Here is a 22,096-nt window from a genome sequence, read left to right on the forward strand (position 1 = left end):
TCGGGGCGTCGGGCATCGTCGCTCTTCCCAATCAATACAATTCAACTACCTACGCCAAAGAATCTGATATGCCAGTCATCCCTTACGTGGTCGAAAGCAACGGCCGCGAAGAACGCACCTACGATATTTACAGCCGGTTGCTCAAAGACCGAATCATTTTCCTGGGCCAACAGGTCGACGACCAGATCAGCAACGCGCTCGTCGCGCAGATGCTGTTCTTGCAGTCAGACGATCCGAAGGCAGACATTCACATGTACATCAACTCGCCTGGCGGCAGCATCACGGCGGGCATGGCGATCTATGACACCATGCAATTCGTCAGCTGCGACGTGGCGACCTACTGCATGGGCCAAGCCGCATCGATGGGCGCGGTCTTGTTGACTGCCGGAGCCAAAGGGAAGCGGTATTCGCTGCCCAACGCTCGCATCATGATTCACCAACCGCTCGCCGGCATGCAGGGTACCGCCCGTGAAGTCGAGATTCACGTCGGCGAATTGCGGCGCATCAAGCAGAAAATGAATGAAATCATGATCGAGCACACCGGTCACTCGCTCGAGAAAATCGAAGAGGACACCGACCGCGACCGATTCATGTCGGCTGATGAAGCCTGCCAATACGGATTAATCGACAAAGTCGTCAGTAAAGTCAGCGAAGCTGAGTCCAAATAACTCGTTGTGAGCCGGATACGCCATGCTCGTCGGTGCGATCCTTGCGCCGACGAGTTGACGCGCAGCACCGGACAACGTCGCAGGGCGGGCCGTTGGTGCGGTTCGGCTCTGCACTCACCCAACAAGTTTTTGTTGGGATTCCTTCCCCCTTCGTCTAGTGGCCCAGGACGTCGGCTCATCCAGCCGGAAACGCTCGTTCGAATCGGGCAGGGGGTGTTTGGCGGAGTCGTGCCAGTTTGGCTATGATGGAAGCGGGTTGCCGTATCGAACCATCCACGCCACTGTGAACTATGACACCATCCACACCAACATCGACCAGCTCGCACCCCGAGGCAGCAGCGGTGTCGATGATGTCATCCACTCATGCAAATCTAACACCGCCTCGAACCGTGGCGGTAATCGACATTGGTGCGATTAGCATCCGCATGGCTGTCGCAGAAATTCATGCCGATGGTCACATTCGAACGCTCGAATCACTCCTGCAACCGGTGGATTTGGGGCGTGAGGCATTCGATACCCGCCGCCTCAGCCGCAAAGGAATCGAGCGTGCCGCGACCGTGCTGCGAAAATTTCGCCGCGTGCTAAGTGAGTATGGTGTGACGGATACAAATGACATCCGTGTTGTCGCCACCAGCGCCGTACGGGAAGCAATCAACCGGATCGCATTTATCGACCGGGTCTATGTTGCCACCGGTCTCGACGTTGAACCGATCGATGAAGCCGAGGTCAATCGGATCACGTACATGGGCATCACGCCGATGTTGATGGCCCGCCAGGAAACTGCCGAAGCGAAATCCGTCGTCGTCGAAGTCGGTAGTGGAAGTACTGAGCTGTTGATGATTCGAAGTGGGAATGTGCTGCACTCCGATTCGTTCCGTCTGGGGTCCTTGCGACTGATCCAGGAACTCGATGCCTCCGGTCTGCGAGGCGCGAAGCTACGCCATCTACTCGAAACGCATGTCCGCCGGTTTGTCAATCGTATCGCCCACGAACTCGAAGCCGACGCATCCTTGCAACTGGTCGTGATGGGTGGGGATATTCGCTTCGCTGCGCATCGTTTGCTCGAAGACTGGGACGAACACTCGCTGGCGAAACTCCCCACCGCCAAACTCGAGAAACTATCAACCCAAGTTCTCTCGATGAACGAGGATGAGGTCGTCAAACGGTTTGGAGCGACCTTTGTAGAAGCGGAAACGCTCAGCGTGTCATTGCTGGCCTACACGTTGTTCGCCAAGCACTTCGAACTACCCCACCTGTTTGTCAGCGGTGCCAACTTGCGAGATGGGTTGCTCGCCGACATGCAACAAGGGGGTAACTGGACGAGCGAGTTTCGTCAGCAAATCATCCGCTCCGCCGTATCGCTCGGTGGACGGTATGCCGTGGACGCCGCTCACGCCCGAGCGGTCGCTGATCTGGCCCGTGGACTGTTCGATCAACTGGCAACGGAACACCGTCTCGACACGCGGCACGAAGTCCTGTTGTACGTCGCCGCACTGCTGCATGAAGTCGGTTTATATGTAAATTTACATAGCAATCATAAGCATGCATACTACCTGATTCGAAGCAGTGAGCTATTCGGGCTCAGCCAGCACGAATTGCACTTGGTCGCAATGGTGGCACGCTATCATCGCCGGGCCTCACCGCAGGCAGCCCACGAAGGTTACGACTCGCTGGACCGGAAAGATCGTGTGGCGGTGACCAAGATGGCGGCATTGTTGCGACTGGCGATTGCGCTCGATGACACTCGCAGCGGACGCATTCGCGAGATTCGCTGCGTGATCGAGGAAAAACAGATGGTCATCGTTGCCCCTGGGGTCGACGACGTCTCCCTCGAACAGTTAGCCATGCGAACGAACAGTTCGCTGTTTCGAGACATTTTTGGCGTCCCCGTGTTGCTGAGAGCAGGTGAATGAATTCGATGAAGCTCGTAGGTATCTTTCTGGTCTTGTTCGCCGCGTTGGATTGCACTTTCGCCACGGCGCAGCAGATCCCCGCCCACCTTCCGTCCTCCCGATGGCCGACAATCGTGCCCGAACCCTCGCGTATCATCCTCGCCCAAACCAGCCCTCGTGGCCCCCGCGTGGGCGACCCATTTGATCCTTATGCGGAGGCGCGCCAGCGTTTGGTCGACACCCGCATCCGCTCCGCAGGGGTGACCAACCAACGCGTCCTCGACGCCATCGAGCAAACCCCACGTCATGAGTTCGTTCCTGCGGTGGTTCGCAACCAAGCCTATTTCGACATGGCGCTGCCGATTGGGTCGGCCCAAACAATCAGCAGCCCCTTTATTGTCGCGTCGATGACCGAGACTCTCGACCCGCAGGATACCGACCGGGTGCTCGAAATCGGTACCGGCAGTGGGTACCAAGCCGCCGTGCTCAGTCCACTGGTTGATGAGGTGTACTCGATCGAGATTGTCGAACCGCTTGGCTTGACCGCTCGCGCGGTGCTCGATCGCCTCGGCTACGACAACGTATTCACGAAGATCGGCGACGGGTTCAAAGGTTGGCCTGAGAAAGCCCCGTTCGATAAAATCATCGTCACTTGCAGCCCTGAATCGGTACCTGTGCCACTGGTTGAACAACTCCGCGAGGGCGGTTCGATGATCATTCCTGTTGGCGAACGCTACCAACAGACGCTCTACCGGATGATCAAGAAAGATGGGGAACTGGTCCGCCAACCCTTGCGGCCGACGCTCTTCGTCCCCATGACGGGAACAGCGGAAGAAGGACGCCATACACTGCCTGATCCAGAACATCCCACCCTCGTTAACGGCAATTTTGAAACGGCAACAGCAACCAGCGTCGAGTCCTCCGGTGCACCATCCCAGACCGACCAAGCTGATCTGGCTGTCGAGTCTGAATTCGTGGCCGGTTGGTATTACGGCCGCCAAGTCCGTCGCGTCGTGGAGCATGGCAACGCCATGGCTCGATTTGAAAACGAAACGCCCGGGTTGGGATCACACCTCCTGCAAGGGATCGCAATCGACGGCAGCCTCGTATCGACCATCCGCTTGTCCGCACGAATTCGCACGCACGGGATTGTCAAAGGTCCCGACACAGACGCCTGGCCCATGCTCGCGATCAGCTTCTACGATGCCAGCCGCCGTGATCTGGGAATGACCACCCTCGGTCCCTACCGAGGAACTCAAGATTGGCATACCGACGGTCGCGTGCTACGCGTTCCACCGACTGCCAAGGAAGCCATCGTACGCATTGGGCTGTTCGGAGCCACCGGGCGAGTTGACTTCGATGACGTCGTTGTTGAGAAAATAGGCCGTTAAATTTTACCCAGTCTGCTTGAACCTCTACCTATTCTGGCTATTCTGTTTAACTAGCAAAGTCGGCAATACCAGTCTGCGCTGCCGAAGAGTTCACAATTAGAATATCGAGGATGAAGGACATGAGGTGTTTTCACCTATTGAGTTGCCTCGCCTTAGCACTGGCACTCAGTGTGACGGCGGAGGCGGGCGGCTCCTACGGGAGCTACGGTAGTTATGGCGGCAGTTCTGGCGGTGCCTCCTATGGCAGCAGTGGAGGCAGTTATGGCAGCTACGGCGGTGGCTTGCTCTCGCGGATGCATGCTCACATGGCTGCTAAACCAAGTGGATCGTCGGGCGGCAGCTACGGCGCATCGTCGGGCGGCAGCAGTGGTGGATCGTCCGGTGGCACTTACGTAGCCAGTTACGCCTCATCAGGCGGATCGTCCGGTGGATACACCGGCGGTGGTTTGTTCAGCCGCTTGCGGGCCCATATCGAAGCCAAGCGGGAACGACACGCCGCCAGACGCGCTGCCCGCAGCGGATACTATGCCAGCAACTACTCGTCGGGCGGTTACTCCTCGGGCGGATATGCAACAGCCTATTCCAGCGGTGGAGCCAGTAGTGGTGGCAGCAGCGGCGGTTACTACTCTTCGGGAGTGTCGTATGGCAGCAGTGGTGGTTACTCCGCCTCCGCAGTTTACTCCGCTCCGATGATTCAGTCGAACTATCCCATCGATGGTTACCCCATGGACGGTTATCCAGTGGAGTCCTATCCATCGGATAACTTTGTACCTGCCGAAGGGTATGACTACCCGGTCGAGAGCGACTCCATGCTCAGCGAACCCACGGATAGCGGGTCGGCCCCAGCTGGCGATTCGAAATCCAAGACTAACTCGGGCTCCAAAAACGATGCCGGTGCCAGCGGTGACTCTGTCATCGACAGCAGCGCTCGCTACGACGCCCGGAAACCAAGCTTGGACGACGATACAGCACTCTTGACGGTTGCCGTACCAGTCAGCTCGGCTCAAGTCACCGTCAATGGCCGCGAAACAACCAGCAGTGGTACCGTGCGTCAGTTCATGTCGCGGGGGCTCAAACCAGGCTACGTCTATGCCTACGAAGTCGTGGTCAAGTATGACGTCAATGGTCAGGAACAAACGGAATCAAAGACGATCAAACTGCATCCCGGTGATGCCGAGCGATTGGTGTTCCAACAGGACGCCGCAGCGACTGCCGAAGAAGTTTCGCCGGCTGGCGAGATGCTTGAGACGGAACTCAATGAAGCCGAAGTTAATTCGTCCGAGCCAGCCGACACGACAGAAACGGTTGTGCAACTCCATGTGCCTGCCAATGCGGTGGTGACTCTGGCCGGTAACGAAACCGAGGGCTTCGGTCGTGTGCGAACTTTCCGCACCACCCAACTCGCCGCTGGCCAAAGCTGGACCGATTACACCGTTGCGGTCAGTGCAACTGTGAACGGACGTACCATTCGCCAAGAGCGAACCATCAATGTCGCCGCTGGTAGCACTGTCGAACTCGAATTCGATGTGGCCGCCGGTCAACTCGCGATGCGTTAAGATCCGTTCAAATCGATCTCTATCGAAAACCGTGCTCAGGTCGAACTTGAGTACGGTTTTTTATTTGCAACAACGCTGGGGCGCCATCGCAGTCTGGAGATAAATGAAATGCGGGAGTTTCATTCTCTAGCAAACTGGATTCTTCCTCAATCGCCAAGCCACTCGGTAGTCGAGTAACGGCAGGCAACTAACGCGGTCACGCACTTCCCCGATCGGTCTCGATCAGTGGCTTGCGTGGCGAAGCGAACTGATCGAAGGCAGGCAGGCCCACATAGCGTTTGGCATTCGAGAACAGGCGGTGAGCCAGGCCTCAATATGCTTTCAAGATTCGCCCAGATTGTTCGGGTGAGGCGATAGGTTTAATCTAGCGTCTTACTGGAGGATGCTGGTTTGCTTGAATTTTCTCATCGTGCGATGGCGTGCGACTTCGTAGTGCTGGTCCGCGATGCCGACCAGCGGATCGGACACCGAGCGGTCGCCGATGTGGTCCTTGATGCGCTCGAATCGGTCGATGCCATGGAGCAACGACTGACCGTTTACGATCCGCAGAGCGAAGTTTCGCAGATCAATCGGGCGGCGGGCAAGGGGCCCGTCTCCGTCTCGATAGAGACCTTTGCCGTCCTACAGCATGCAGTGCGTTTGAGCCAGTTGACCAGCGGCGCCTTTGATATCACGGCTGGTCCACTGATCGACGCCTGGGGTTTTACTCTCCGGCAGGGCCGTAAACCAACACTGGAAGAGATCGCTTCGGCTCGAGCCCTCGTCGGCATGGACCGCTTGCGGCTTAATTCTGAACAGCGAGCGGTTGAGTTGCTCGAGCCATCCATGCGGATCAACTTAGGCGCGATTGGCAAGGGCGATGCGATCGATTGCTTGGCGGACCAATTGAAATCCGCAGGCATCCAGGACTTTCTCATCCACGCGGGCCAGAGCAGCGTTTTAGCCTGCGGGGATCAGTTTGATCGGGCAGAGATCGAGTTGAGCGAGAATTCCGCACCCCACAATGACGCCCAACAGCAGGAGCCGCCGCGGGGGTGGAAAGTGGGTATCGCGCACCCCACGAAACCCAACCGGCGGATCGCAGGCATCTGGCTCCATGACGCAGCCCTGGCAACGAGCGGCAGTGGCAAGCAGTTTTTCCACCATCGGGGCAAACGGTACGGGCATGTCATTGACCCTCGCACGGGAGAACCCGCTGGCGACATGCTCTCACTGAGCGTCATCACGCCCCAAGCGGTCGATGCCGATGCGCTTGCCACGGGACTGTTTGTCAACGGATGCGACGCGGCGCGAGCCTTCGGCGAAGCGAATGGCCCCATTCCCTTGGTCATGGTCGTTGCCGGCACGCGACAGGATTCCGTTGACGTGCAGACCGTCGGTCACTTCGACTGGGTTGATCCACCCCAGGGTACTCAACAGTAGCGTCGCCTGAGTATCATGGCAGTATGAGTGAAACTCCCCTGCCATCGAGCGACGACCACACGACATCGTCCCCCACAACGACCGATACGACGGCCTTTGATCCGGTACGTTCAATTGGTCCCGCACCGCAGCTTTCGACGCGAGGTTTCTTCATCGCCCTCGCCCTGGTGTGCTTGATTCCGCTGACGATTTTAAGCACCTACGCAGTCCTATTTGGCAAAGCGACCGAGCGTAAACTGCCGGTTAGCGTTACGATTGATCGCCTGGCCGTGCCGACATCCCCAGGCCAACCCCCAGCGCTCCAAGACGTAATCATCATTCAGAACGATGCTGACTTTGTCATTCCCAAGCTGTATGTTGACCTCAATGGACAGTTCTTCATGTACCCCGATCAACCACTCGCAGTCGGCGAGAAACGAGTTCTCCCGCAGAGTGAATTTGTAAACCGGACCAGCCAGCGTTGGGTGCCGGGAAATTTCCGGATCGACGAAGTTACCGTCATGGGGAAACTGCCCTCGGGCGCTCGCGGCGTCACGGAATTCCACTACTAACGCCTGCGGATCAGTGCTTCGGTCTCGCCGCGTCAGCAGGGTTTCTGGCTACTTGCGCCCCCGCACACACTACTCACGAAAATCGCTGTGCGAGGGCGCGCGGGGCGAAAGATCTCATTCGCAACCCCCCGGTCTGTCAAGCTCACCAAACTGACACCGCAGGAAACCAGTGCCGTTGATCAAGAAGCGTTCAATTTCACTTTCGGATCATCGGCAACATTGACCCACACATGGACGTGGGGCGCACCCCGGTAGTGCCACACAAAGCTAGGGCCTTCCAGTCGCCAATTATCCCAGACGCCATCCTTACCGATGTCATGGTCAGTAAAGTACATCAAGCGGCAAGCATCGAGTCCGCCTTGAGCTTTCAAACATGCCACGACCTCATCCTGGTCGCTATGCCGATAGGGTTCGATCAGTGTTTTCAAGACGCCTTGCAGATGCTCGCGTTGGTCAGACGACATATCACTGACAGGAAGCCCTGGCAGATCGGCTTGGTCGCGGAAGCCAACCAACTGCTCGCGAGGAGTCTTTTGGACCTGGGCAGCTGCTTGCTGACGCCCATCGAGCATTTTGTACATGCCGTTGGCGGCAACGGCTTGCGACCAGAACACATTGCCTGTGTGTGCTGCGTCTTCCTGGTCATCCGGTGCATGGCCGTAGAAAATCGGACCACCGAATGCGACGTGATCGGTCGAGTTGCCATCGCATCGCAGTGTCATGTGACGACCTGTCAGAACTAACTCAAATTTACCATCGTTTGGCGTGCCAAAAATCGCGATCGATTGCTCGTAGCCGAACCCGCCCATGTCATCTTCGAGCTGCTGGTCGTAACGTTCGTGCCATTCGGGGTTAATGATGGCTTCGAAGATTTCACGCATGACCTGCTGCTGGTCGGCTGTATAGAAATCGTCGTTAATACTCGGCCGCGTGATATTCCAATTATTGGCAACGTGAGTTCGCAGCAATCCACGCTGAGGGTCTTGGTGATTCCAATCGAAGCAGATCTCCTTTCGCTGCTGGGGGCTCAGCGATTCGTAGAGATGCTGCGTGAGCGACTCGGCCGACGTAGTGCTGGGTCCATTTGTCCCGGCCAAAAGAGCGGGAGCGAGGGAGGCTGCTCCGAGAAGCGATCCAGTCTGCAGAAGTTCGCGACGGTTGATTGGGGGCATGATTAACCTTCCGGGGATGTTGAGGTGGGAAACCACAGTCTAACATCTTGCGGAGGCCGATTGTCAACCAATTTTCACTGCGAATGCGAGCCTCTCCAGGGCTCGCCTTCAAGATCCACGCCCGAGTCTCGGAGAGAAACTCTCGCTGGACTTGAGACAAAAATCACATGCGCGTCACGGCCACACTCGGCTACTTATCCAGACTCGGCTACTTATCCTTACCGCGCTGGGAGAGTGGCTTGATCTTCGCTGGCAGCTCTCTGCCCTTAGGAATGAACTTCATGGAAATCGAATTGACGCAGTGCCGGGTGTTCTTCTCGGTCATCCGTTCACCCAGGAAGACATGGCCGAGGTGGGCGGCGCAGTTACTGCAGACGATTTCAATGCGCACGCCGTCGGCATCAGGTTGTCGGTGAACCGCCCCTTCGATCTCGTCATCAAAACTCGGCCAGCCACAATGGCTTTCAAACTTGTCGCCGCTCTTATAGAGCTGAGCGTTGCAGCGTCGGCAGATATAGGTCCCATCTTTTTTCGTGTTGGTGAAGCCACCCGGCCCGGCGGGCTCGGTACCCTTATTGAGAATCACCCAACTTTCAAATTGATTCAGCGGATTGTACTTCCCATAGCGAATGGTCTGCTGGGCGTCGTCTCCCGCCTTCTCGACCGTAGCGGTCTTGCTGGACGCGGAGTCAGCACCAGGCTCCGCTGCTTTACTGTCGACCTTCGCAGCGGCCGGGGCATCACTGGCGGCGGTCGAGTCGTCATCGGCCATGACGGGAGCCATCAGGGAGTTGCCGATCAAGGTAGCGGCAATCAGGCCAAGAACGCTGCACGCGGTCGCGGGCAGATGCTTCACAAACGTAGACTCACGCAACGGCATCGAAAAAACTCCAAGAAGGGTACATCTTTTTCGGTTCTACGTACGGCAGCGAAATTCGTTCACGCGAATCTCTCTCCTACTACGACGTGGGGGCACTGGAGGGCTGGTTCTGCTGGCCGGCAGCGGCCACGGCGACCTGTTGAAGATGGATCATCAATTTTTTGTGATCGCGAACAACTCGCAAGAACTCGTCTTCGCTGACCGGTTTTTGAATGTAATCGCAAACCCCCAATTCATCACAGCGCTGCCGGTAGGTGTCATCTTCGAGAGCCGTCAGCACCACGGTGGCGATCCTCGCTGAATCAGGGTGGATCTCCAGCATTTCTTCCAGCACGTCGAGTCCCGTGCCATCGGGCAGAATCATGTCCAAAAGCAGCAGATCCAGACGAGGGGCTCGAGCAAAAATGCCCGTGCGTTTCATGAACAATATCGCTTCGTGCACTGTTCGAACCAGCGTCAGACGGTGGTGGACTCCACTGCGTCGCAACGCATGAATGGTGATGCGCGCGTCAACCAAGCCATCTTCGACCAACAGGATTTCCATTGGTTTGGTACGTGAATCACCCAACATGTTAAAAACCTCCTTCAGGTTTTTACGTGCATTCAATCAGTCATGTGTGCTGCCGGTACGGGCACGTGAGTCGTGCAACCGAATCAGTTCGGCTTCCAATCTTTCGTGCGCCGTCAGGTCGGCGGAAAATCGTTCAGCGGATTGAACGAGCGTCCGCAAACCATGGGCTTCGCAACCTCGATATTGTAGTTCTTCGGCTAATTCGACCAAGTCGATCAGTTGTAAGTACAGCTTGCGATGCTGATCCGTCACATTACGCACCATCTGCTGCCGCTCCTGCTCGGCCTCATTTTGCTCGGCGATCGACTGCTGCGCTGCTGTGCTAAGAGCGGTGGCTGAATTAGCGGAAATCAATCCATAAGATTCCTCCAACGCAAACTGCAGGGCGATTAGGTCGCGCAGCCCATCCAGGCAGTCAATAAACTCGCGAAGCGATGTTTGCGGTTTATCCAAATCAAGGGATTCAGGCTCACACAGCGTGCGCAAGCGGTGGACCTCGTGCCACAGATGGGGATTACTGTCCTTAATCTCCTGCAAAAACGCTGCGTTGACGAACCAATGGATCGTTTGGTTGTGGTCAATTTGCGAATCGTGACCCCCAGCCGCTTGAGTCGGCGAGGAACCGGTGAAGACGGTAGCCATGGCGGCGGACCTCCTTTGCCAATCATCCGAGAGAAAGAAGAGACCTTGAAACTAAAGCGGAGCGAGACGGTCGTCAAGCAAATTCCTGGAGTGGCAATGGAAATCTGCAGAAAGTGCCTGATCGGGGGGGACTGGGCCCGGATGAATACTGCAGCTTCTGCAAATAAAAAATACTATGCAAGTGCACTCGATACCCTCACCGGGTTTTAACCCGATTCTCACCCCGTCGCCCTTCCCACTGGGGCGATAGGCGAACAGAATACGTGTCGCTCGGCAATCCGAGCCAATGCACTGAAATAGCTCATCGGCTAGCATTTGGCTCGGGCAAACAATCACACTTTTTCGCTGACCTTGGTTTCTGCCACTCGCGGTTCTCTGCCACTCTGGGAGCCCTGTCGCGGTCAGAGCCCTGTCGCTCTGGTCGCAGAGTGGCTACCCAGCATGGTTGGCTCTCCCGCCTTACTTCCCTCCTGACTGCTATGCCAATCCCTTCGCGATATTCTGCTTTCTCGACTCACGCTCGCGCCCTCTGCGGAGCGGCGCTGCTGATGACTCTACCCGCCACTGCAGTTGCAGAGGATCAACCGAGCACGGTGGATCGCGTGCTCGATGTGATCAAAGACACGATTGAACCCGCCGCTGACGAGTCCCCGTCATTAGAAATCGTCGACAGAATGCGGCAGATGCAGTCCCAGGCAATCAAAGAGCAAACCGCCACTTGGGGACGCTGGGGGAATCGGCCGAACAAGTTCAGCAGTTGGACCAATCACAGCAACCGTTTGGTGCCGCTCTACACCTTCGGAATGACACTCTCGCCGTTGCGCGAACGAGGCAGTTTTTATTCAAATGCAGACCGGATGGAACAGCACTTCGGTGCTGTCCCCGCCGGAACGCTCAACCCAAATGCTACCTATCACGATCAAATTGATGTCTACGAGTTGCAGCAGATGGCGTTCGAAGAGGGTAAAAAGCACATCATCTTGATGGTCTTCGACGGTACCGATTGGCCGACGACCCGCGCTGCGGCGACGTACCACAACCGCGCCGACCACTATGACAGCGGTCGGGGCCGTGGATTGTCATTTCAGGACTATCGCGGTGTGGAGACCGACTTCGCGTTTGTCGGCACAACGCCACGCTTGGAGGGCGGCAAAATCGACGTGAACGCCCAAACCGTCGACGGCGGTGAGAATCCGGTCTCGGGCGGTTTCGATCCCACGTTCGCAGGCCCCATGCCCTGGCAAGAACGATCTCTGAGCGGATACCCGATCGGCAAAGATCGTCAGCAGCCCCACACCGTGACGGATTCGGCAGCGTCGGCAACCAGCCTGATGGCAGGCATCAAAACTTATAACGCAGCGATCAATGTCGCCGTCGATGGCTCACAGTGCGTGCCAATCGGGCGTCAACTGCAGCAACAGGGATTTCGCGTCGGCGTGGTGACGAGCGTTCCCGTTAGTCATGCGACCCCCGCCTCGGCCTACGCCAACAACGTGCATCGCGGGGACTACCAAGACATCGGGCGTGATCTCGTCGGCCGACCGTCAATTTCACATCGTCAGGAACCGTTGCCGGGCGTCGATGTGCTCATCGGTGGCGGCTGGGGCGAAGGGGTCGGCAAGGACGGCACCCAGGGTGAGGATTTCCTTGAAGGCAATAAATATTTGCATGAGTCCGACCTTCGTGCGGTTGCGTTGAAACCAGGTGAGACGGATCCTCACCGTCGTAAATACGTCGTTGCCGAGCGAACGCCTGGCCAGGATGGTCATCGGGTACTCGCGGCAGCAGCGGAACGCGCCATTGCCAGTGGCGACCGCTTGCTGGGGTATTTTGGAACGCGCGGAGGACATCTGCCGTTTCAAACGGCCGACGGCAATTTCAATCCGACCTTCGACGTCAAAGGTACCGAGCGTTACACCGGAGAAGATCTAGCTGAAAACCCCACGCTCGCCGACATGACGGAAGTGGCACTGAAGGTACTCTCAGCACCCGTGCCCCCGAACGATGACGAACAGACGATTCCGCCGTTTTGGTTGCTCGTTGAAGCGGGAGACGTCGATTGGGCGAACCACGCCAATAACCTCGACAACAGCATTGGAGCGGTGCTCAGTGGTGCTGCTGCCTTCAGCAAAATCACACAGTGGGCCGAGGAACACGATGCCTGGGATGATACCGTCGTCTTAGTCACCAGCGATCACGGGCATTTTCTCGTGCTCGAAGATCTCCAGGCAATCGCGGATGCCGCTCGCAGTGAGTGATTCCTTTGATTTGTAGGCCTTTTGCTTGATAAGCCATGCAACATCTTGAATTGAAAACAGACGGAACGATCGCATGGTTGGTGATGGGACGCGCCGACAAGCACGCTGCCTTGAACCCACGATTGATGTTGGATATTAGCGATGGACTCGATGAGGTCCATCAGGATCGACGCATCCGCGCGGTCGTGCTCTGCTCCGAGGGCTCGAGTTTCTGCAGTGGGGTCGATCTTTCTGTGCTGCAAGCAATTCGTGAGTTGCCGGAGCAGGAACAGCTACAGCAGTGGTTCGAATACTGGCGGCAGCTCGCGGAGGTCTGCGAGATGCTGCTGCGATTTCCCAAGCCAATCATTGCGGCAGTCGATGGTCCGGCCATTGGAGCAGGATTCGCCCTCACACTCGCTTGCGATTTGATCGTGGCCTCGGAGCGGGCGAGTTTTTCCGCTGGGGCAGTCCAACGCGGCCTGGTCGGCGGGATCACCGCAGCACTGCTCTCATTTCGGCTCGGCACGGCACTGGCAGCACGCATGAGTTTAACCGGACGCCCATTGACAGCGATCCAAGCCGAGCAGGCTGGACTGTTGTGTCAGCAGCCGGTGTCGGCCGACGAAATCGACGAAGTTGCCATCCACTGGGCCAATCAGACTGCTCGCGGTTTTCCGCAAGCCGTTCAGGCGACCAAGCGGTTGATTAATGAGAGCATCGGTGAGACCATGCTCTCTCAACTCGCTGCCGCCGCTGCCGATTCTGCGACAGCATGCACCACCGAAGCCGCGGGTGAAGGCATTGATGCATTCCTGAAAAAATCTAGAAACGAATGATCCAAATCGGAAAATCCTGGCGGCGGTGTGCCGTGATCGCGGGAGTCTGGGGCGTAACCCTATGCGGCGTAGCTTCGCTGAGTGGCTGCAAACCAACGAGCGAAGGCGAAGTCGCCGTGTACTGCCGTCTCGACGAAGAATATGCCTATCCGATCTTGGATGCCTTCGAGCGTTCGGTCGACTATGAAACCAGTGTGGTGGCCGACTTCGATTATGCTCCGACCCGATCCCCATCGCAAAACTCTGCAGATCAAAACTCAGTAGTGTCGGCGGATACAAACAGCGGTCCCAGGGACGGGTTATTCCAACTGATTTTGGCAGAGCGCAAATCGCCGCAATGCGATGTCTTCTGGGATAATGAAATATTGCAGACAATCAGGCTGCAGAAGCTTGGTCTGCTACAGCCACACGACTGGTCGGTTCCCGCCGATTGGCCGACTGACTTGATCGCTGCCGATGGTACTTGGTGTGGGTTTGCTGCCAACGCTCGGGTATTGTTGGTGAACACGGATCTGCTCAACGATCCCACGGAGTATCCTCAGAGCGTGTTGGAACTGGGTGAGTCGAAGTGGAAAGATCGAGCAGCGATGTCGTCCCCGTTGTCGGGTTCCAACGCGACACATTGGGCTGTGCTACGCCAACATCTCGGAAGTGCGTCCACGCTCGATCAACTCGAGACCATCGCCCGCAACGCTTTGATTTTACCGAGCAACCAGCAGGTCGCGCGAGCCGTCTCGGCGGGCCAAGTTGCCTGGGGGCTGACCGACTCCAGCCACGTAATGATCGAACAGGAACTGGGATATCCCGTAGCCGTCGTGTTCCCTGACCAGCAGCCCTCGCAGCTAGGCACACTCCGCATCCCCAACACGCTCGCCATCCTCAAGGGAACGCCCGATCCTGTCGCCGCGAGCCAGTTTGTGAACTACTTGATGACGCCCGAAATGGAAGATCGCTTGGCAATGGGACCGACCAGTCAAATGCCGATCAGCAAGCAGAGCAAGTTTCCTCCCGCGGTGCTGCCCGATCACGCCGTGCGTTGGATGCGAGTGAATTTCGAGGAAGCCGCCGAAGGTTGGGATGAGTGGGTAGCGGACGTGAACGCGATTTTCTCGCCAGTGAACTGAGTAGATTTGAGCCGCTTTTCGCGACTTAATTTCGAACGGTAAGCGAATCCGCGTTGGCCGTAGATGCGGGCGATTTCGTCGACCTAGGCTGCCATGGAAATTAGCGGTCTGTCCCCAGCCTGCGCAGCGTGAGAGTACAATGAGTGCTCGTGTTGCCTACCTTTTTTCCCACCTTCAACACCCGCCTCATGATGCCTATCCAACAACGTAACAGTCTTTCACGTCGTAACTTTCTCCAATCTTCTGGCGCTGCAACCGCTGCTGCTCTCTCAGCAGGAGTGTGGAGCAGTCGCTCGATCGCTGCATCAAATTCCGCGAACGAAAAGCTGAATATTGCCTGCATCGGTACCGCCAACCGCGCCCTGGCGGATATCGATGGCGTGACGAGCGAGTCCATCGTCGCTCTGTGTGATGTCGATAGCCGCTACCTCGGCGTGCAGTCCAAGCGGTTCCCAGATGCCAAAACCTACGTGGACTATCGCGAGATGCTCGAGAGCAACAAAGGGTATGTCGATGCGGTGGTGATCGGCCTGACCGATCATCATCACGCTCCCGCGACGATCCGTGCGATCGAAAATCAAATGCACGTGTACTGCGAAAAACCGCTGACACACACCGTGGAGGAAGCCCGGATTGTTACCGAGGCTGCACGGGCTGCTGGAGTGGCGACCCAAATGGGAACGCAGATCCACGCCACGGACAACTATCGCCGGGTCGTCGAGGTGATCCGCAGCGGCGCCATCGGTGATGTCAACGAGGTTCATGTTTGGGTCGGCAAGGGCTGGGGCGCTGAAGGCTTACCGGCTGGCAGCGACACGCCCCCCGAATACTTGGATTGGGATCTATGGCTCGGCCCCGCTCCGCAGCGACCGTTCCTAGACGGCCAGTATCACCCCGCCCAGTGGCGCCGCTGGTGGGCGTTTGGACAGGGGACATTGGGCGACATGGCGTGCCATTACATGGATCTGCCCTTTTGGGCATTGGGGCTGACATCTCCGACCCGCGTCGCAGCGGCAGGCCCACCGGTCGATGCCGAAGCCTGCCCGCTGGGGCTCAAGGTGAACTATGATTTCCCCGCAGTCGACGGTCGCGGTCCGGTGAAGTTGACATGGTACGACGGAAATTTAACACCGCGAACCGTCAGCGATATCAAAGTCCCCGGCTCTGGGGTGATGTTTGTCGGTAGCGAAGGCAAGATGTTCGCCGACTACGGAGGGTACAAACTTTACCCTGAAGAGAAATACGCGTCCTTCACCCCGCCCCCCAAATCGATTCCAACTTCGATTGGTCATCATGCTGAATGGATCCGCGCCTGTAAATCGGGTGAGCCTACGACCTGCAATTTTGACTACGCAGGGCCATTGACTGAAGCGGTACTGCTTGGAAACGTCGCGTTCCGTTCAGGTCGACCGATCCAGTGGGATGCGAAAAACCTGCGTGTGACGGGCAACGAACAGGCGACCGCGTTGCTCAGCAAAGAGTATCGTGCGGGCTGGGAAGTCCGTGCGCTCGAATCCGTCGGGTGAGCTTGATCGCGACTCCAAAGGCACGCGGTTCCATCGTAGCTTGACCTTTACAGCAGCTCGATCCGGCGAATTTAACGTTGGATCTCTCGCTCAGGAGGGTAGTTTGACGACTTTCCTCCCCGAGCGTGGGGTGATGTTAATTCCACCGAGCTGACTTTCTCCCTTGTGGTGGCTGCCCAGGCATTGGTAGGTACGAACGGCTTTGCCATTCCGCCCCTGTATTTCGGAGGGAACGGATGGCTGGGCGAAGTTACTTTCCGCTTACAAGGAACCGCTCGGCGATGTCCGATCTTGTTGCCACAGCTTCAGCACTGCACCGTACATGGTTTATGACAGCCATGTTCTGTCTCGTCAGCTCGACTGCGGTTGGGCAGATGGGCGGCGGAATGGGCGGAGGCATGGGTGGAGGCGGCGGTGCACCCGCACCGGCCGGTCCCACCAAAGCAAAATGGGCCGAGCATATCCATGCTCAAGCCGGGATGACATTCCGTCGCGAAACCGGCGATTCCATCGTCGGAGCCGTTCGCATCATCGGTAATCGCAACGTTGCCACCGAGACCATCTATAAACAATTGCAGACTCGCAAAGGGCGCTTCTTCGACAGTGAAACCGTGCTTACAGACGTTCGGCATCTCAATGACATGGGATCCTTTGATCACGTTTCATACGATGTCAAACCCGTCGGCCCGGACACGCCGCTCGATGAATCCGAAGAGCCACTGCAAGCCCCGGGGGCTCCCCAAACGCCGAGCGTGATCGTGACGTTTCGCGTGCACGAGCGACCGATGGTGACCAAGGTCATCTTTCATGGCAATCACGGCTTGGACGACCGCGCACTCAACGGCCGAGTGGGTGTTTCAGTTGGAGATCCCCTGAGCGAATTCTCGGTCGAATCGGGCCGCCGGCGGCTGATCGATTACTACCTGGAAGAGGGATTCAATCAAGCGTCGATCGAGGCTGGAATTGCCCAAGTACAAGGCAACAGCCCCGGCTCCCTCAATATGGATGGTCTGCCCCCAGGCACCGTGGTCTTCCGCATCAATGAAGGTCCACTCGAACGTATTGCTGACATCCAGATCGAAGGCAGCACGATTGTCAGTGAGGCGAGACTTAAAAAAATCATTCAGAGTCGCGGCCCCATGCTGGGCTTTTTAACCTACATCGGTAACCAAGCGGATTTAAAAAAGATTGACGGCGACGTGGATCAACTCTCGTCCTACTACCACACACTTGGATACTTGACCGCGACGGTCGGCCGCCGGTTTGACTACGACGAAACTGGAAAGTGGATGACGCTGGTATTCGTCGTCAATGAAGGGCCACGCTTCACGATTGGTGACATTCAAATCGTTGGCAATCAATACATCACCGAAGAGTCCTTGCGGTCTCGTCTGGCGTTGCACGCGGGAGACATGTTTGACGGCACGGTATTACGCCGCGATGTTGGTGAGCTCGTCTACGGTTACGGGGAACTTGGGTTCATTTACGCAGAAGTCAAACCGAAGACCATCATGCGCGACGAGAACGGTGTCGCAGATATTGTGTATGAAATCACAGAGGGTGATCGCTGGAAGATCGGGCGTATTCTTGTCAACATTGATGGGGAGCCCCACCTGATGCGTGAAACCACCATGCTGAACCTGGTCGATATGCGTGAGGGTGATTTTATCGACCGGCGGATGTTGGAGATGAGCCGTCGCCGGATCGAACGAAGCCAATTGCTTGAAACGAACCCAGCGGTCGCAGAAGCACCAGATATTAAAGTTGTGCCGCGAGAGGATTTGCTGCGATGATCCACGACATGACCTCCTTCACTAAGACAAACATCGTGAAACGCACTGCCATCTGCTTTGCCGTGGGACTCGGGTTAGCGAGCGAACTCCTCTCGCCCGCTACGATCCTTGCTCAACAGCCGTACTCGCCTCCCTCTGCGTATTCCGTACCCTCGTCGACGCCACCCGCAACGGCGACCTACGGTGGACAACCCTATAGCGGCCAACAATACGGCGCTCAACCATATAATGGGCAACCCACCAACGCTCAGCCCTACCCAAATCAAACCTATGGCGGGAATGGCTATAGCAACCCCAGCACGTCGACACCTCCCAGCCTTAGTGGACCAGGATACGCACCCCAAACCTATTCAGGAGCACCGACAACGCAGCCTCCTATGAATACCAATGCCTATGGCAGCAATACGTACACGCCACCGCCGGCATTGCCTCCCGAGTTCACATCGCCGCCGTCATCTTTCGGGCCGGTCGCTCCTTATCCTCCGCTCGTGACGGGTCCCGAGGTTCGCGAAGCAGATCTGATTATTCAAGGGTACCCGGCGCGCACCGGTCGCGTGATGTTTGGAGGTGCCGTCAACAGTAGTGCGGGCGTCACTGGGCAAATCACCGTGGACGAACGCAACTTTGACATCTCGCGGTGGCCAACTTCCTTTCAAGATCTATTCAGTGGCACGGCTTTCCGAGGAGCGGGGCAGACGTTCCGACTCGAAGCGGTCCCCGGCAGTCAGTACCAGCGATACACCGTTCAATTCGCCGATCCCAATCTGCTCGGGTATCTCCCTATCAGTATGTCGGTGAGCGGATTCTACTACGACCGACGATTTGATGATTGGGACGAAGGGCGTTTAGGCGGCAAACTATCCTTTGGCTACCGCGTCACGCCTGACCTCTCGATCTCGGCGGGCCTCTCCGGTCAGAACGTTAATATTTCAAACGCCAGTGACCCTACCTTGCCACAATTGGCCGAGGTCCTCGGTGACAATGCCATGTACAGCGGTTTGTTCTCGCTCATTCACGATACTCGCAATAGCCCATTGCTACCTAGCGAGGGACACTACATCAGCGCGAGCTATGAGCAAGCCTTCGGGGACTTTGACTACGGTAAATTCGAAGGAGAATATCGCAAGTATTGGAAGGTGCGGGAACGAGCTGACGGGTCAGGCCAGCAAATTGTGAAATTCATCACGCAGGTTGGTTTCAGTGGCAGCGACACGCCGATCTTCGATAACTTTTTTGCGGGTGGTTACGCCACCCTTCGCGGTTTCCGATTCCGTGGAGCCTCGCCCGCCGTCCCGAGCGCCAATGGTCTGGTGCAAGTGGGGGGGCGATTCCAATGGCTTAACTCCCTTGAGTATATGTTCCCACTGACTGCTGACGATGCCTTTCGGGCGGTGACGTTTGTAGACTTTGGTACGGTGGAAACCGACATTGCCATCCATGAAGATAACTTCCGTGTGGCACCTGGCGTGGGACTCCGAGTCGCGATCCCCATGTTGGGACCAGCACCTTTGGCATTCGATTTTGCATTCCCAGTCATGAGCGCAGAATACGACGACGAACAGGTGTTTAGCTTCTACATGAGCGCGGCACGTTAAGAACCTTCCTAAAAAGGGGCTGAATTCTTTCGACAGCGTGGCTACAATGCAAATTCCTTGGTGAATTTCATTCTTCTCGACTGGTTCGGATACGCTCATGTTGGTTTCTCAGTGCCCGCGTTGTCATGAATCTGTATGCGTGCCCGATACGCTTCTAACCGGTAGTAACCATTCTCACGATGCAGTCGCACTGGCCCAGTGCCCATGGTGCTTGGAAACACTCGACGGCAGCGAACTACGAGCAGTCCTGCCCCCTCCACTGATTTTGGTGGGCGAGCAATCCGTACTCAGTTCGAGCGCGAGCCCCGACGAGCAGTGGGCATCGGGTAGTCAAAATCTGGCGGATGTGAATCTGGGAAGCGGTACCCTCGCTAGTAGTTCTGCAAGCCGCTTTCAAGGATCCCAAAGCGCACTGGTGGATCACGCTCCGGAGAATCCTTCTCACCAAAGCAATGCTTCCGGACTCGATTCCTTGGCGGTAGACCACAGTCACGTCGAACAAGATCCGGCGGTCGAATTTCAGCAGTCGAATGTTCATCACACAGAAACGGCCGCCGCGTCGCCGGTGAACCCACCACAGCGGGTTATCAAAATCAGCGTGCCAGGCAAATCCGGAACGGACAAGTCGGCGGCAATGATGGATATTGATTCCTCTCACAGCCGACGCCGCAGCAGAAAAAGCTCGCCCCTAAAAACCATGCTGGGTGTCGCCCTTGGCGGGCTGCTGGCGTTACCGATTGTCGGCATAATTCTGCATTTTGCGACTGGGCAGTACGTGCCCTACATCAGCGACATTCTGCCTGGCGGTGGGAGTGCCCGCACCCAGAACCGTGCCAGCGCACCGATGCCCATCGACTACTCCCAACCCCAGCTCGCTGAGGACTCCAGCCCGACTCCTCTCGAGGGAAAATCCATCGGTGACGATCTCCCCGATCCTGACTTGTTCGGCGAGCCCCGCGACCCCGCCGACGCGGCACTCCAAGCAATCGCGGATGAGACAACCAACGCGAACACCGGAGCGAACACAGACGGCAGCGACCAACTGAGCTCCGACACGATCAATAACACCGCTACTCTGACCGACAACTCGACGGCACCACCCGGGTCGGAATTAATTTTCCAAGAAGACATTTCTGCGGACGACGCCATGCCCAACGCAATCGCACCCAACGAGGGGCAAGTTGAGAGCGACCCACGAACAGGCGTCCTGCCACCAGACACTGCGGCTTCAGCGGATCCGATTCCAGACCCCGCTATGCCAGACAATTTGTTCGATAACACTTTGCCCGATGACGATATTTTCGGCGATGGTGCGCCCACCGAGAATACACTCGGTGACAATCTGCCCAGTGACAATCTGCCCAGCGACAATCTGCCCAGTGACGATCTGCCCAGTGACGATCTGCCCAGCGAGGATTCGCCCAGCGACAACGTAGCTGGGGATGATGTCTCTGGTGACGACATGCTTGGCGGCGCTGACCCCGAGGGCGATGTGCTGGATGCCTTTGATCCTGGTTTGATTTTGCCAGACGACATTGACGGAAACACCCCACCCGACTTCACCGATCCCCGCGATGCAACCGAAGCGAGCAGCGACAGCTTGGACGCGTCTGCGGTCTCGCCCGAGTTGACTATCAGCGACGCCACCGATGACTTATTTGGTGGCACCTCCGAAATTTCCTTTCCAACACCCGCTGCCCCTGAAACCGCTGCCGATCAGCCACCAACGTTGAACGTCGACGCCGAGATCGCCGCCCTAACGCGTACGTTGGATGAAATTCAAAACATGGCTGCCGACGCTCCCCAACGCGGTGAACGTGTTGAGAAACTCTACGAGTCTCTATCGATACTCGCGGGCGAGGTAGACAGCAATTCGGTGGCGAAGCTGAACCCACTCCTCAATAAAATTTCCGCCAACACCACTCTGGTTATCGCATTTGCCAAAGCCACCCCAGGCTGGGTCAGTCGTTCCGAGAGCGATCGTGGAGGAGACGGTGCGGTCGTCGTCGGGAAAATGTCTGGCGACGCTGCCAATGCGACGTTCACTCTCCTGAACAAGCAAGAACTCCCCGTCAAACTGCCCCCATCGATCGCAGCAGCCCCCGAGGGCTTCCAAGTTGGACTGGGGCGGATCAACGGGAGCGGTGCGGATGCTTCGCTCACACTCGATCTGCTCAGCGAAATTAAGAAGTAAGAGGTTTCCTCCTGTTTTTGCCAACACGGGCGTCTGAAACCTG

17 protein-coding genes and 1 tRNA gene are annotated in these 22,096 nt (G+C 57.0%); 14 read left to right on the forward strand and 4 right to left on the reverse strand.

From position 1 onward, the window contains the following. Positions 1-14 precede the first annotated feature (14 nt). The 7 genes from clpP to Poly21_RS11415 all read left to right on the forward strand — a co-directional run bounded on the left by clpP (position 15) and on the right by Poly21_RS11415 (position 7,480). Positions 15-668, forward strand: a complete 654-nt coding sequence (gene clpP / locus Poly21_RS11390) for an ATP-dependent Clp endopeptidase proteolytic subunit ClpP (protein ID WP_302119750.1) — start codon at positions 15-17, stop codon at positions 666-668. A gap of 144 nt (positions 669-812) precedes the next feature. Beyond that, positions 813-884, forward strand: a tRNA-Asp gene (locus tag Poly21_RS27445). 74 nt (positions 885-958) lie between these two features. After that, the gene (locus Poly21_RS11395) at positions 959-2,581 is read left to right on the forward strand and encodes a Ppx/GppA phosphatase family protein (RefSeq protein ID WP_146407174.1); all 1,623 of its coding nucleotides are present in this window, start codon (positions 959-961) and stop codon (positions 2,579-2,581) included. Next, complete coding sequence (locus Poly21_RS11400; RefSeq protein ID WP_146407175.1) at positions 2,578-3,951, forward strand: protein-L-isoaspartate(D-aspartate) O-methyltransferase; 1,374 nt, start codon at positions 2,578-2,580, stop codon at positions 3,949-3,951. The genes Poly21_RS11395 and Poly21_RS11400 overlap by 4 nt, the downstream gene beginning before the upstream one ends. Positions 3,952-4,070: 119 nt before the next feature. Further along, the gene (locus Poly21_RS11405; RefSeq protein ID WP_146408614.1) at positions 4,071-5,507 is read left to right on the forward strand and encodes a TIGR03000 domain-containing protein; all 1,437 of its coding nucleotides are present in this window, start codon (positions 4,071-4,073) and stop codon (positions 5,505-5,507) included. 390 nt (positions 5,508-5,897) lie between these two features. Beyond that, on the forward strand, positions 5,898-6,929 hold the full coding sequence (locus tag Poly21_RS11410) for an FAD:protein FMN transferase (RefSeq protein WP_302118693.1): 1,032 nt from the start codon (positions 5,898-5,900) through the stop codon (positions 6,927-6,929). 23 nt (positions 6,930-6,952) lie between these two features. Continuing rightward, a complete protein-coding gene (locus tag Poly21_RS11415) occupies positions 6,953-7,480 on the forward strand; it encodes a hypothetical protein (RefSeq protein WP_146407177.1) in 528 nt (175 codons plus the stop codon). A gap of 179 nt (positions 7,481-7,659) precedes the next feature. Here Poly21_RS11415 and Poly21_RS11420 read toward each other — a convergent pair whose 3' ends face one another. The 4 genes from Poly21_RS11420 to Poly21_RS11435 form a co-directional block, all read right to left on the reverse strand. Continuing rightward, entirely contained in the window at positions 7,660-8,652 is a 993-nt protein-coding gene (locus tag Poly21_RS11420) for a DUF3500 domain-containing protein (protein ID WP_146407178.1), read from the reverse strand. Between the two features lie 208 nt (positions 8,653-8,860). Continuing rightward, a complete protein-coding gene (locus tag Poly21_RS11425; protein WP_302118695.1) occupies positions 8,861-9,532 on the reverse strand; it encodes a methionine-R-sulfoxide reductase in 672 nt (223 codons plus the stop codon). A 79-nt stretch (positions 9,533-9,611) separates the two neighbouring features. Beyond that, positions 9,612-10,103, reverse strand: a complete 492-nt coding sequence (locus Poly21_RS11430) for a response regulator (protein WP_146408616.1) — start codon at positions 10,101-10,103, stop codon at positions 9,612-9,614. A 36-nt stretch (positions 10,104-10,139) separates the two neighbouring features. Then, positions 10,140-10,745 (reverse strand): hypothetical protein, encoded by a 606-nt coding sequence (locus tag Poly21_RS11435; protein WP_146407179.1) that lies wholly within the window; start codon positions 10,743-10,745, stop codon positions 10,140-10,142. Positions 10,746-11,224: 479 nt separating this feature from the next. Between Poly21_RS11435 and Poly21_RS11440 the strand changes: the two genes are divergently transcribed. The 7 genes from Poly21_RS11440 to Poly21_RS11470 all read left to right on the forward strand — a co-directional run bounded on the left by Poly21_RS11440 (position 11,225) and on the right by Poly21_RS11470 (position 22,053). Beyond that, positions 11,225-13,003 (forward strand): alkaline phosphatase, encoded by a 1,779-nt coding sequence (locus Poly21_RS11440; RefSeq protein ID WP_146407180.1) that lies wholly within the window; start codon positions 11,225-11,227, stop codon positions 13,001-13,003. Between the two features lie 35 nt (positions 13,004-13,038). Next, complete coding sequence (locus tag Poly21_RS11445; protein ID WP_146407181.1) at positions 13,039-13,821, forward strand: enoyl-CoA hydratase/isomerase family protein; 783 nt, start codon at positions 13,039-13,041, stop codon at positions 13,819-13,821. Further along, positions 13,818-14,945 (forward strand): extracellular solute-binding protein, encoded by a 1,128-nt coding sequence (locus Poly21_RS11450; protein WP_146407182.1) that lies wholly within the window; start codon positions 13,818-13,820, stop codon positions 14,943-14,945. The genes Poly21_RS11445 and Poly21_RS11450 overlap by 4 nt, the downstream gene beginning before the upstream one ends. 188 nt (positions 14,946-15,133) lie before the next feature. Further along, positions 15,134-16,471, forward strand: a complete 1,338-nt coding sequence (locus Poly21_RS11455) for a Gfo/Idh/MocA family protein (protein WP_302118698.1) — start codon at positions 15,134-15,136, stop codon at positions 16,469-16,471. Between the two features lie 281 nt (positions 16,472-16,752). Then, entirely contained in the window at positions 16,753-18,264 is a 1,512-nt protein-coding gene (locus Poly21_RS11460; protein WP_146407183.1) for a BamA/OMP85 family outer membrane protein, read from the forward strand. Then, complete coding sequence (locus tag Poly21_RS11465) at positions 18,261-19,859, forward strand: BamA/OMP85 family outer membrane protein (RefSeq protein ID WP_146407184.1); 1,599 nt, start codon at positions 18,261-18,263, stop codon at positions 19,857-19,859. Before Poly21_RS11460 ends, Poly21_RS11465 begins: the two co-directional genes overlap by 4 nt. Positions 19,860-19,998: 139 nt before the next feature. After that, positions 19,999-22,053: a hypothetical protein gene (locus Poly21_RS11470; protein ID WP_146407185.1), complete on the forward strand. Its 2,055-nt coding sequence runs from the start codon at positions 19,999-20,001 to the stop codon at positions 22,051-22,053. Positions 22,054-22,096: the final 43 nt, after the last annotated feature.

The organism is Allorhodopirellula heiligendammensis (assembly GCF_007860105.1).
Classification (GTDB): domain Bacteria; phylum Planctomycetota; class Planctomycetia; order Pirellulales; family Pirellulaceae; genus Rhodopirellula; species Rhodopirellula heiligendammensis.

Bases quoted from the DNA above. Each gene is read 5' to 3' on its own strand.
- Poly21_RS11430 (WP_146408616.1), bottom strand. From the start codon at position 10,103: ATGTTGGGTGATTCACGTACCAAACCAATGGAAATCCTGTTGGTCGAA.
- Poly21_RS11405 (WP_146408614.1), top strand. From the start codon at position 4,071: ATGAGGTGTTTTCACCTATTGAGTTGCCTCGCCTTAGCACTGGCACTC.
- Poly21_RS11445 (WP_146407181.1), top strand. From the start codon at position 13,039: ATGCAACATCTTGAATTGAAAACAGACGGAACGATCGCATGGTTGGTG.
- Poly21_RS11465 (WP_146407184.1), top strand. From the start codon at position 18,261: ATGATCCACGACATGACCTCCTTCACTAAGACAAACATCGTGAAACGC.
- Poly21_RS11460 (WP_146407183.1), top strand. From the start codon at position 16,753: ATGTCCGATCTTGTTGCCACAGCTTCAGCACTGCACCGTACATGGTTT.
- Poly21_RS11455 (WP_302118698.1), top strand. From the start codon at position 15,134: ATGATGCCTATCCAACAACGTAACAGTCTTTCACGTCGTAACTTTCTC.
- Poly21_RS11420 (WP_146407178.1), bottom strand. From the start codon at position 8,652: ATGCCCCCAATCAACCGTCGCGAACTTCTGCAGACTGGATCGCTTCTC.
- Poly21_RS11415 (WP_146407177.1), top strand. From the start codon at position 6,953: ATGAGTGAAACTCCCCTGCCATCGAGCGACGACCACACGACATCGTCC.
- Poly21_RS11425 (WP_302118695.1), bottom strand. From the start codon at position 9,532: ATGCCGTTGCGTGAGTCTACGTTTGTGAAGCATCTGCCCGCGACCGCG.
- Poly21_RS11400 (WP_146407175.1), top strand. From the start codon at position 2,578: ATGAATTCGATGAAGCTCGTAGGTATCTTTCTGGTCTTGTTCGCCGCG.
- Poly21_RS11435 (WP_146407179.1), bottom strand. From the start codon at position 10,745: ATGGCTACCGTCTTCACCGGTTCCTCGCCGACTCAAGCGGCTGGGGGT.
- Poly21_RS11450 (WP_146407182.1), top strand. From the start codon at position 13,818: ATGATCCAAATCGGAAAATCCTGGCGGCGGTGTGCCGTGATCGCGGGA.
- Poly21_RS11395 (WP_146407174.1), top strand. From the start codon at position 959: ATGACACCATCCACACCAACATCGACCAGCTCGCACCCCGAGGCAGCA.
- Poly21_RS11440 (WP_146407180.1), top strand. From the start codon at position 11,225: ATGCCAATCCCTTCGCGATATTCTGCTTTCTCGACTCACGCTCGCGCC.